The sequence below is a fragment of the Lamprocystis purpurea DSM 4197 genome (assembly GCF_000379525.1).
Taxonomy (GTDB): Bacteria; Pseudomonadota; Gammaproteobacteria; order Chromatiales; family Chromatiaceae; genus Thiodictyon; species Thiodictyon purpureum.
Window position 1 is genome coordinate 52,830 of sequence record NZ_KB902362.1, and the last position, 11,952, is coordinate 64,781.

Below are 11,952 nucleotides of genomic sequence, written 5' to 3' on the forward strand. Positions count from 1 at the left end.
GTTGTCCAGAGCGCCGACGGCCTTGGTTAAGGCTCCGGGGCCGTGCGGCATCGCAGGGTGGACCAGGGGGCCTTGATCGTCATCCCGGCCAGCAGCGTACGTAGTCAGGGCTTCCAGCCCTGACGGTGTCAGGTCAGGATGGCCTGACTACGCACCCGGCGAACCCAAGTGGCCGGAATCTTGATCGAGGCCGACAAGGGCAGCGCAAGTCCGCCAGCGGCGGTGCGGGATTCGGGTGGGCACGCGTCCATCGACAGCCCGCGCCGCGGTCGATACCATCCCAGCGGGCGCCCCATCTGCTCAGACTGATACCAACAAGCCTCACCACCACCGACGGAGATCCCATGAAGATCGAAACCCTGGCCATCCACGCCGGCTTCGCCCCCGACCCGACCACCAAGTCGGTCGCTACACCCATCTACCAGACCACCAGCTACGCCTTCGACGACACCCAGCACGGGGCCGACCTTTTCGACCTGAAAGTCGCGGGCAATATCTATACCCGCATGATGAACCCCACGAGCGACGTGCTGGAGCAGCGGGTGGCGGCGATGGAGGGCGGCGTCGGCGCCCTGGCCTTGGCTTCCGGAATGGCGGCGGTGACCTACGCGATCTTCACCATCGCCCAGGCCGGAGACAACATCATCGCCGCTTCGACCCTCTATGGCGGCTCCTATAACCTGTTCGCCCACACCTTGCCGCGTCTCGGCATCCAGGTCCGCCTGGTCGCACCCAATGACATCGCGGCGATGGAGGCGCAGATCGACGGCAAGACCAGGGCGATCTTCTGCGAGTCCATCGGCAACCCGGCCGGCAATGTGGCGGATATCACCCCCATTGCCGACATGGCGCATGCCCATGGGGTACCGCTGATCGTCGACAACACGGTGCCGACCCCCTATTTGTGCCGCCCCTTCGAGCATGGTGCCGACATCGTGGTTCATGCCGCCACCAAGTACATGGGCGGACACGGCACCACCATCGCCGGGGTGCTGGTGGACTCGGGCAAGTTCCCCTGGGCCGAACACGCGGAGCGCTTCCCCATGCTCAACGAACCGGACGTGTCCTATCACGGTGTAGTCTATACCCAGGCCCTGGGCGCGGCGGCCTTTATCGGCCGTGCCCGCGTGGTACCGTTGCGCAACATGGGCGCGGCCATCTCGCCTTTTAACAGCTTCCTGATTCTGCAAGGAATCGAATCCCTGCATGTGCGTATGGACCGGCATTGTGAGAATGCAGTCAAGGTGGCCGAGTATCTGCAGGGTCATCCGAAAGTCGCATGGGTCCGTTACGCCGGTCTGCCCGACAGCCCGGATTACCCATTGATCCAGCGCTATATGGACGGCGGCAAGGCCAGTTCCATTCTCTCGTTCGGCATCAAGGGTGGGCTCGAGGCCGGTGCACGCTTTATCGACGCACTCAAACTCACGGTGCGTCTGGTCAACATCGGCGATGCCAAGACGCTCGCCTGCCACCCGGCCACTACCACGCACCGCCAGCTCTCACCCGCGGAATTGGCCCGCGCCGGGGTCTCAGCGGACCTGATCCGGCTGTCCATCGGCATCGAGCATGTGGACGATATCATTGCCGATCTGGAGCAGGCGTTGGCGGCGGGGTAGTGTCTCTTCGTTCCAATAAAGAGGCATTGATCATCGTTCCGTCCGTAGGGTGGACAAGCGATAGCGCAGTCCACCGAATCCCGCGCCGCCGCTGGTGGACTGCGCTGCGCTTGTCCACCCTACGATGTCGCGTGGCCGGCCTTGATCATCGTTCCGAAGCTAATCGGCGCGTTGTGGTGTGACAACATTTGAGCCAAAATAAAACGGCGAGGCAAATGGCGGCGCGCCGCAATGTGTCCAGTGGAGCGATTGGTTAGGCTCTGACGCGCAATCATCTGAAGAGGTATTTTTCATTCCCGCATACCCAGCCAATGTGGAGATGAACGCCACCCCGAATACCCGCCGACACGATTTTGTTTACTGCAGATTCAACACGGAGTAAGGATGCAAACTGTTCAAAATCTTGAATCCAATCGCGTGATGGGCTGAAGGAGTGAACAATCATAACTGCGTGTGTTGCGCCGAAGCGCTTAGCCTCGATGATCGCGGAGGCTGTCCTATGAAGTAGCTGGTATCTAATAGTGCCTGCGAGTTCTTCGTTCAGATTGAGTTCTCTGCGAAGAAATGCAAGTCGGGCTGATTTACCCTTTGATCCTTCGGCAAGCCAATCTGACATCGTTGGACCGAAGGGTTCTTTGACCTTGCCCTCGACGGCAATCGAAACAAGGTCAGTGCTCGTACGCGCAAGTGCCCAGATGTCATTTTGGGAAGGCCTCGACCCGCCAACGAGAGGTACCTGATGCTCCGGTAGTGCTAGAAGTAATTGAATTCCTGCAAGGTACTCATTAGATGTCAGTGCCTCCTGGATTTCACTAGGGAAGCCGTGGGCATCCTGCCAAGAGTGGGCAAGCGTGCGCGCGGAGTACCCGGTTCTCCAGTGTTTCTCCGGATCGGCCAAGAACTGTGCCCAATCGTCGGCGGAACGGGCTGGTAGGTAGATGTGTGGCATCAGCGGTAATAAATCTCCCGGTACGCGATATAGATGGCGATCGTCAGTACGGGCATGACCACCAGCAGGGCCAGGCCCAGGGTCAGTACGCTGGCCAGCACCAGACCGAGGCCGACCAGACTGAAAACGAGGAAGGGCAGGACATTGCGCCAGCAGCCCTTGAGGCTCAGGTTGAGTGCGCGTAGCACCGGGACCTTATTGAGGACCACCAGCGCCGGGGCGAACAGCATGGCCATGGCCAGGGGGACGACCAGGAGCAGGCCGACGAGGAACGGTACGGCCATGAGTGGGCTCAATTGCGCCGGGTCGAACCGGCTGAGATCGACCCCGGCCGACCATCCTGGACCAGTAAGGGCGAAGACCGCGACGAGACCCAGCAGAACGACCAGCACGATCAGGATGCCAAATCCCAGGTAGGCTATGCCGACCAGGGCCAGCGGACCTGACTGGTGTGAGAAGCCCGCGAACAGGTGCTTGAGTTCAAAACGCCCGCCGGCGTGCTGGTGATGGGCACCGATGATCAGTCCGCCGGTGAACAGCGGACCAAGGATGGTCGTGGCAAGCCCGCCGACGAAGGGAATGAATCCCAGCGCGATGGTGATCAGGAGATAGAGCACGATGGCGCCGACCCAGGCCAAGGGGCTGTCCTTGAACAGTTGCCAGGCCGCGGTGATCCAGCCCCAGCCGCGTCCGGCCGCGACCGATCGCGGTGGATACAGGTGCTCGCCGCGGTTGTCCGGGGCGGGTGGTGTGAGGTCCGCCGCCGGCGGCGCATAGGGGTCGTCCGGTCCGTTCCCGGCTGGCCGGCCGTTCTGACGTGCAATGAAACGCTCCACGACCACACCGCAGGCCTGGCAGACCCCCGTGAGTGGAGCTACGGCCTTGGCTCCGCACTTGGGACAGGGGGTTGCCCCGGCCGGCCGCGCGTTGGCGAGGGGAAACTCCGATACCAGATCGGATTGGGCGAACATCGACTCGTGGTGGCGCAGATCGATGCTCGGAGGCTGATCCACCCGGAGTTCGGAAACTGGGTCAAATCCTTGCGGCTCCAGGACGACCAGGAGGCCGACCTCCTTGAGTGCTTTGCTGTAACGTTGTGCGCGCGCTTCGCTCAGGTTGCGTTTGAGCACGGTACGATCGCCGCCGAGGACAATGTCTCGCGCGGTTTCCTCATGGACCCGAAAACGCGCCGCAAAGGCCTCAATGATCTTGCGGGCGGGTTCCCCCGGGACCAGTTCCCCGGAGAAAACGATACGGTAGCGGGTTTCCATCAGGTGCTCCCGGTCGACTCGCTATTCAGGCAGTGACCCGCTTCATCCACCGCAGGATGCCCGGCTCGGCTTCCCAGACGTCGCGCATCGCCTCCCGATACATCCACGCCTGGTCCTCGCCGCCTGGGGTCATGCCCAGGGGGCTCGGGCGCGGTCGCTTGATGCGCTTGCGGGTCAGATACCGCGGGATGCGCGGGAGGCGATCCACCGCCGTGCGCAGGACCGCGCGGGCGCGCTCCTGTTCACCCAGTCGATACAGCGCCAACACCTCGCCGTAGGCCAGATCGGCGAGCAGGTCATCCGGAAACCGGCGGGCCAGGGTCAGCGCGCGCGCGTCTTCGCCGCCGCGCAGGTAGTGATTCATGAGTTCGGCTCGCACCCCATGATGATCCTGGGGGTTGAGCCGCAGCAAGGTCTCGAGGGTGACGGCCGCTGCCTGGGTTTGACCCTCGTCGATCTGACACAGGTAGCGGCGGAACAGCAGCCGCAACGCGGGTCGATTGGCTTCCCGTGTCCAGGGGCAATGACAGGCTGCCGCGGCGGGCGCCGCCCGGTTGAGGATTCCCCAGGCGCGGTCGACCAGTGGCCGCAACAGGGCGTGGGAGATCCAGGGCAGCGTGCTCTCGGGGTGTTCGTAGAGCGCGGTGGCTAGATCGTCCAGGATATCGAGGCTGTCGGCCGCCTCCGGGGTCTCAAGCAGATACTCGATCCACTCCACGGAGAGCCAGACCTGTCCGGCATCACCCAGGGCCAGGTCGGTGGCGTTGGGCTTGCCGCCGGGGAAGAGTGCCCGCCATACCGACTCCAGGCGCCGCACCCGCGCGGGTGCGCGCAGGTCCGCGGGGGTGCCGCGGACCATGAGTGAGCGTCGCGTACTGCCCGCGCCGCCGACGCTTGCCAGGGCGCGCGCTGGGGCATCGCGCTGGGGTGGTTTCAGCGGGATGACGCCATAGTCCGGCAGCGGCCGGTCGGCGGCGGTGGTGATCCAGTCCTGCAGGTCGACCAGCAGCGGGTCGAGCGCGTCCGCGTGGCTATCGACCAAGGCCTGTTGCGGGTTCTTGACGGCTTGGGCGAGGAAATCCAGAAACCCCTGTTCCTGGGCTCCGATCTTACGCAGTCGATGCAGCCAGAACCGCGCCCGCGCGCTGGCCAGGTCGTCCTGGTGCTGGGCGGCCAGCAGGGTGATTTCCAGGAGTGCGTTACTGGGGTTGTCCGGGTCGCTGCGCAGGGCGGCAGCGAAGGCGTCCCGTGCCTGTTCGAAGTCACCCTCGTCGATGTGGATGGTGCTGATCCGCTGCCAGGCGGCGGACTGAAGCGCCCGGCTGCCCGCGGTGCACAGACGCTCCAGAAAGGCTTTCTTCTTGCGCCAGTGATCGAGCCGATCATAGGCATCGCAAAGGACGTCGAAGGCCGGCTCATAGGCCTCGTCCAAGGCCTCGAGCGGACCGCAGAAGACCGGCTCCAACAGCGCGACGGCCCGGCCGGGGCGGTCTTGTTCCAGCCAGCGGTCGGCCACGCGCGCGAGCAGCGGCCGCGGGACGGCATCCGCATCGAGGGCGTCCTTGAGGGCGCGCTCCGGGAGTTCGTCGAGCAGCAATTCCCAGATCAGTTCGGCCGAGAGTTCCGGCACATCGTCGAGGTCGCCGCAGCAGGCGTCGTAACGCTCACCCGACCCGCAGGGGCAGGGTGCATGAGCGGATGGGGGTTCCAGCGGCTGGGCGCGGTATCCCAGCGCCGGTTGCGGGGTGGCGTTCCAGATGGCCGTGGCCAGCATGTTCGTCAGACGTCGGATCTCCACGTCTTCGAGCCCATAGTCGTAAAGGCCCAAAATGCGCGGGACCTCGTTCTTGGCCCAGGCGAGAAAGCGCGCCGGCTCCGGGTCTTGGATGATTTGCCGGAGCGCGAGCAGGATGACCTGCTCGAAGCGTTCGGTATCTGCGGTTTCATGGTGGAACATGATGCGTTCCTCCTGCTCAAACGGCGATGGGGTATCGCTTTGGTCGGATCGGACGTGTCGTCCGCCCAGCGCTGTTGGATTCTACCCCGGTTTCGCGATTCTTGGTTGATCCAGTATCTCAGGTTGAGGGCGGCGTTGGACAGGGCCACTCCCGGTCGACCCCCAGGCTCGTTATAGTGTGGGCGTTTGCTCCCGATTACCGTTCAATCCCTCCAGGCGCGCGCGATGGCAGAATCACGGGTCAGAATCTTCGTCTCGTCGCCCGCCGACCTGGATCATGAGCGCGCGCTGGTCAAGGAGTTGATCACGCAGCTGGCCGCCGAGTATCTCCCCTATTTCAAACTCCAGTCGGTGCTGTGGGAGGAGGAGGTGCTGACCGCGGCGCAGAGCTTCCAGGCCGGTCTGTCGCGTCCGTCGGAATGCGAGATCGTCCTGGTGATGCTGTGGACCCGGCTGGGTACGCCGCTCGCCGATGACCCTTACGGCGGCATGACCGGAACCGAATGGGAGTTCGTCGACGCGGTGGAGGCGTCGACGCGCGCTAACCCGCCCGAGGTCTTGGTCTATAAGAAGACGACACCGCGCCTGATCGATATTACCGATGCCGAGACCACCCGCGCGGCGATTGCCGACCGGGAGCGGCTGGATCTCTTCTTCCGCACCCATTTTTTCAATCCGGACGGCAGCTTCAGTCGCGCCTTCCGCCAGTTCGAGAACGACCGGGTGCTGCGCGAACTGGTCCAGGTGCAGTTGCGTAAACTGCTGAATCGGCGCATCAGCGCGGAGCGTGGCCGGCGTCCCGGCGCCGGCGAGTGGCGCGACAGCCCCTTCCGAGCCCAAGCCCGCTATGAACTGCGCGATGAGCCGGTCTTCGTCGGGCGCGAAACCGAGACCCGTGAGTTGGTGGCGTGCCTGGATCGCGTGCGCGGTTCGGGCCGCGGTCTGGTGTTGATCAGCGGGCCATCCGGTGTGGGTAAGAGTTCGCTGGTACGGGCCGGGCTGCTGCCGCGGTTGGTGCGGCCCTTCCTGTTCGCCGGGATTGCGGCCTGTCGCTGGGCGGTGCTGCCCGCTCATCGGACCGATCCGCTGGCGGCGCTGGCCGAGTCGCTCCTGTCATCCGACCTGCTGGGCGCCTCCTTGAGTGGATTCGGACTCGACGCGGCGGGGCTGGCCCGTTTGTTGGAGGCCGAGCCGGAGGTCGCCGCCGGTCAGGTGCGTGCCGCGCTCGCCCGCCTGGACACCGAGGTCGGAGGCCGCGCGGGTGATACGGACGGACACCGGCAACTGGCCTTGATCCTCGACCCGCTCGACGGGTTGTTGTCCGAGGCGGCGCTCGCGGCCCCCAGCACCCGGACCTTCGTTGCGGCCCTCGCCGCCCTGGCCGCTCAGGACGGCGTCTGGATCATCGCCACCCTGCGCAGCGATCTCCTGTGCCGGCTCCCGCGCCTCCCCGTCTTGACGGCCGCGGTGGATGAGGGGGCCTGGTATCCGCTCGATCCGCCGCCCCCCGCCCGTATCCGACAGGTCATCGAGATTCCCGCCCGGGTCGCCGGGATCGATTACGAGGACATAGACGGCGGACCGGGTCACGGCTTGGCGGATCTGCTCGAGGCCGAGGTCAGCGATCTGACGCACTGGCCGGTGCTGCTGCAACCGGTCCTGCAAGATCTTTACACACGGGCCCGCGCGGCTGCGGTCGACGGGGGCGAGGCGGGGCTCATGCTGCGGATCGCGGACTACCGTGCCGCGGGCGGTGTCGCCGGCAGCGCGCTGCGGCGGGCACAAACCTGCTGGGAGGGGCTCGACGCGGCGGCGCGGGCGGCCCTGCCGATGCTGTGCCGGGCTTTGATCGCCCTGGAGGGCGGCCCCGCTGCCCGCCCGGTGACACGTGTCGGTGACCTGCGGGCCCTGTTTCGGGACCCTGGCTGCGTCGGTCTGTTGCAGGCACTGGTCGCGGCGCGCTTGGCGGTGACGGAGGGGATTTTCGACCCCGCGGAGCATCTGCCCTGTGCTCAGACGGATGATGCGCTCTTCGGGGCCGTCGCGCGCATCGCCCGGGAAACCGCCGAGGAGTGGCGCGCCCGCCTGTTGCCGGGCCGTGCCATCAAGGCGCTGACGGAAGGAGTCGCGGCGGTGGCCGCCGCTCCATCCGCCGAGTCCGACCCGCAGCGCCGCGAGTGGCATGACTACCGTCCGGCGGTGAGCTTCATCCACCCGGTGCTGATCGACCGCTGGGCGCCGGTGCGTGACTGGCTGGCCGATCCAGCTAACCGGCGCGACCTGCAATTGCGTGTACAGATCACCCGCCAGGCGCGGCTCTGGAAGCGTACCGACTGCAATCGCGAGTACCTGCTGGGCGAGGTCGGTCACGCCGGCGCCCGCCGGTTCGCTGACGCGTTCGCCCAGGAGTTGGAACCGGTCGAGCGGGAGTTTCTGGACCGTTCGTTGCTCAATCTGCGCAATCAGCGTCGTCGTAACCGCTCAATGCGTCTGATCGGACTCATCCTGGCGGTGCTCCTGGTCTTTGCGACCGCAACCGCCTGGTGGGCCTGGGAGGCCTCGCGGGCGGCCACCCTGAACCTGCACCGCAGTCAACTCAACGCCGCGGACCTGGCGATCAATCAGGGCAACACGCCCGCGGCAATCCGCCTGGCCCTGGACGCGGGTCGGGACCTGCCGCAGGCCGCCACCGATACCCTGAGTCGCGCGTTCAGCGCCAATCGGCTCATCGCGATGGCCCAGGCCGGCGGGCCCCTGTCGGAGCGAGCGCTCTCACCCAGCTTCAGTGAAGACGGTCAGCAATTGGTCACGCTCTCGCTCCAGGACGGGGCCAGCCTGTGGCGTCTGGAGGAGAATCGCTTCGTGCTCGCCCGGCGGCTGTCCACTCCCGCCTTGTCCATCCACGCGGTGCGCCTGACCGATGGGGCTGAGCCGCCCCTGATCCTGGGCATCGGTGAGACCGGGGTCTGGCGGCTGCCGGCCGCGGACGGGGCGGCGCCGGACTGGACCTGCGGGGCGCGGCCCGGGGGTGCCATCGCGCTGGATGGCAGCCATCGCGCTCTCGCGCTCTCCCACCCCGTGGCGGGCGGACGTTTCGGACTCTGCGTCATCGATACGCAACATCTCGGTCAACCCCGATGGGATCGCGCACTTCACGACAAGGAGATCCGCGGGGTTGCCTTCTCCCCGGACGGCATGCGGTTGGTCACCGCCTCCCGCGACGGCACCGCGTTGGTGGTCGAGTCCGCCACCGGTGACGTGCTGGTGAGCCTGCCGCCGGGCGGTCCGCTGGATCGTCCGGTGAACCGCGCCATCTTCGACAGCCGGGGTGAACGCATCGCGGTCGCCGCGGCGGACGAACGGGTGCGGCTCTATGATCGCGATGGGCGTGAACTCGCGGTCCTTGGCGACGTGACTCGCCAGGGACGCAAAATCCAGATCCATAAGACTGCGGTGCGTGATATCGCGTTCGCGGCCGCGGATCGCTATCTGCTGGCCGGCGACGATGCCGGCCAATTGGTGCGCTGGGATCTCCGCACCGGCGACGCCGAGGTCTTGGGCCAGCATCGGCTCAGTGTGGAGCATGTGCGTGCGTCCCCGGTCAGCGATCCCCGTGAGGCGGAAGACCTGGTACTGACTGCCTCACTGGATAAGACTGCGCGGCTGTGGGGGCTTCAGGGCGGGCGCGAGGTGGCCGTGTTCAGTCACGATGCCGCCGTGACCAATGCCCGTTTCAGTGTGGATGGTAGCCGGGTACTGACCTATTCCGATGAGGACGGCTCGGCGCGGCTCTGGTCCGTGGACCCGGTCAGCGCCTTGTCCTTTCCGCTCCCCCATGCGGATCACGTCTGGCATCTGGAGATGGCCCGGCCGCCGCCGGAACTGGATACCGATCCTGGTGCCTTCCTGATTGCCACGGGTTCGTTCGACGGTGCCGTGCGGGTCTGGCGCTATGACAGCCAGGCCCCCACCGCAACGCCGGCGGAGATCTGGAACCTGCGGGGACACCGCGGCCGGGTGCGGCGTGTCGCCTTTTCGCCGACCGGGCGGTGGCTTGCCAGCGCGGCCTTCGATGGCAGCGCGCGGGTCTGGAACCTGATCACCGGCGGCGGGTGCGCACTGGAAGCGGGGCCTGCCGCCGTGCCCGAGTCTGCCGCCGGTGTCAAACGGACGGCGCGTGTCGAGTTTTATCGCGTCCTCTTCACCCCGGACGCGCGTTGGCTGCTGACCACCTCCAATGAGGCCGCGCGACCGGTGCGTCTGTGGGACCCCGCCACCTGCGCCGAACTGCAGCTGTCCCCGGCCCTGGAGCACGGGCCGGATCGGGTTCAGGCCGCGGCCGTCGCTGTCGCCGGGTCGGGCGGCACCCAATTATTCGCCACCGGCGACGATGCCGGGATCCTGCGGGTGCTGCGCTCCGAACCCGGCGGGGCGGCCTGGACCCTGGTGTGTCGACTCGACCCGCATGGGGCTCCCATCACCGATTTGGCATTTGCCCCGGATGGACGTGCCATCGCCAGTGTCGGCGAGGACGGGCGGGGCGTCCTGGTCCCGTTGGCGGACGGCGTCTGTGGGACGCCCCGGTTTCTCGATGCGCAGACCGAGGCGCTCTATAGTGTCCGCTTCTCCCCGGACGGCGCCGTCTTGGTGACCGCGTCCATGGACGCCCGCGCTCAGGTCTGGGATAGCCGCGGCGGCGCGCTGATTGCGGAACTCAAGGGTCACAAGGACCGTATCTACTCCGCCGAATTCAGCCCGGATGGACGCTGGATCATCACCGCGTCACGTGACGGCGCGCTGCGCCTGTGGCAGCGTCCCGTGCCGCCGCGCCAGACGGACAGGCAGCCCCGCACCGCGGGGTCCTATCTGGTGCTGGAGGCCGATCTGGGTGGTGTGGCCTACGCCCGTTTCAGCCCGGACGGCAACAGTGTCGCGGCGGCCTATTGGGAGAACGCGGCCTTGCTGTGGCGGATCTGGACCAACGACACGACCCCCGACCCCGCGATCGTGACGGTGTGGGGTAAAGATCGGTCGCGTCTCGCACTGATCCGCGAGGCGATGCGCTTTCGTCGGGACAATGGTCTGGGGGTACGGGTGAATTGGGAAGCGAGGGATGCGTACCCTTAAGTCATGGGTCAAGAACAAGTCAAACACGAACACAAGCGGATAAGTCAATGAGCGAACCTTTACGTGCCGCGGTTGCGCGGCAGCGGATGTTGTTGCGGGGTCGGCTGGCCTCGCTCCTGGAGCGGCTGGCGCACGCCTGTGCCGGGGCTTGGCCAGAACGGGCGGCCCTGGAGCAGCACCTGCTGGAGGCCTTGCCGGGCTTGCCGTCCTGCAAGTATCTCTATGTGCTCGATGCGCAGGCGCGCCAATTGACCGCCAACTGCACCCCCAATGGGCTGCTGCCCGAGTATTACGGGCGCGACCGTAGCGATCGGCCCTATCTTGTCGATGCCCTGGCGGGGGAACGTTTTTCCCTTTCCCAGGCTTATATAAGCCGCAATCAGCGTCGCCCCTCGCTCACCGCGGTGCAGCGCATCGCCTCCCCGGCGGGGACGACGCTCGGTTATTTGGGGGCGGATTTCGATCTGCGCGAACTGCCGCTGACCCGCGAGATCTATCGGCCGCCGGAGCAATGGGTACAGCTCAAGGGAGACCCGGCGATCCGCGGCGGACTCTTTCTTCAGGAGCGGGTGGAGAGCCTCATGGACACCCGCATCGACGCGGTGTTGGACTTGCTGCGGGAGTTGATCGCGGTGCATGGGGTCTTCCACGGCAAGCTGCACTTTTCCAGTTCGCGTGCCACCCTGTGGTTGATCGACGACCCTTACCGTTTCCGCCTCCTTGATTTCGAGGACCTGACCGACCCGGGGATTTGTCTGGCCTACCCCAGTCGGCCCTATCCGGCGGATGCGGCGATTCCCCTGGATCAGGTCGGCGAGGTCTTCAAGACTTTCCGCGCCCTGCGTTTCATGGATGAGACGATCTACCTGCGCTCTGGTTCGCTCAACGTATTCAACGGGATCGTCGGCCTGAATTTCTCGTGCGACGGCTCACATTACATGCCGTGGCAGGAGTTTCTGCACAAGAGTTTGGGCTTTTGGATCGGTAACGGCGAGACCTGTGCCCTGGAGGAAACTGAGTAACGCGTCG

General features: G+C 65.9%; 6 protein-coding genes. 3 read left to right on the top strand and 3 right to left on the bottom strand.

Going from position 1 to position 11,952, the window contains the following annotated elements; all coding sequences use genetic code 11:
• Positions 1 to 344: 344 nt before the first annotated feature.
• Positions 345 to 1,619, top strand: coding sequence for an O-acetylhomoserine aminocarboxypropyltransferase/cysteine synthase family protein (locus A39O_RS0100225; RefSeq protein WP_020502700.1), 1,275 nt, complete (start codon positions 345 to 347; stop codon positions 1,617 to 1,619).
• 271 nt (positions 1,620 to 1,890) lie between these two features.
• Here A39O_RS0100225 and A39O_RS37365 read toward each other — a convergent pair whose 3' ends face one another.
• Genes A39O_RS37365 through A39O_RS0100235 form a run of 3 tightly spaced genes read right to left on the bottom strand, consistent with a single transcriptional unit; the run spans position 1,891 to position 5,796 of the window.
• Entirely contained in the window at positions 1,891 to 2,568 is a 678-nt protein-coding gene (locus tag A39O_RS37365; RefSeq protein WP_083924370.1) for a DUF6946 family protein, read from the bottom strand.
• The gene (locus A39O_RS0100230; RefSeq protein WP_020502701.1) at positions 2,568 to 3,839 is read right to left on the bottom strand and encodes a BPSS1780 family membrane protein; all 1,272 of its coding nucleotides are present in this window, start codon (positions 3,837 to 3,839) and stop codon (positions 2,568 to 2,570) included. The genes A39O_RS37365 and A39O_RS0100230 overlap by 1 nt, the downstream gene beginning before the upstream one ends.
• A gap of 25 nt (positions 3,840 to 3,864) precedes the next feature.
• On the bottom strand, positions 3,865 to 5,796 hold the full coding sequence (locus tag A39O_RS0100235) for an SEC-C domain-containing protein (RefSeq protein ID WP_020502702.1): 1,932 nt from the start codon (positions 5,794 to 5,796) through the stop codon (positions 3,865 to 3,867).
• Positions 5,797 to 6,021: 225 nt separating this feature from the next.
• Between A39O_RS0100235 and A39O_RS0100240 the strand changes: the two genes are divergently transcribed.
• Positions 6,022 to 10,923, top strand: coding sequence for an NACHT and WD repeat domain-containing protein (locus A39O_RS0100240; RefSeq protein WP_020502703.1), 4,902 nt, complete (start codon positions 6,022 to 6,024; stop codon positions 10,921 to 10,923).
• A 47-nt stretch (positions 10,924 to 10,970) separates the two neighbouring features.
• Entirely contained in the window at positions 10,971 to 11,945 is a 975-nt protein-coding gene (locus A39O_RS0100245) for a PDC sensor domain-containing protein (RefSeq protein ID WP_026199046.1), read from the top strand.
• Positions 11,946 to 11,952 lie beyond the last annotated feature (7 nt).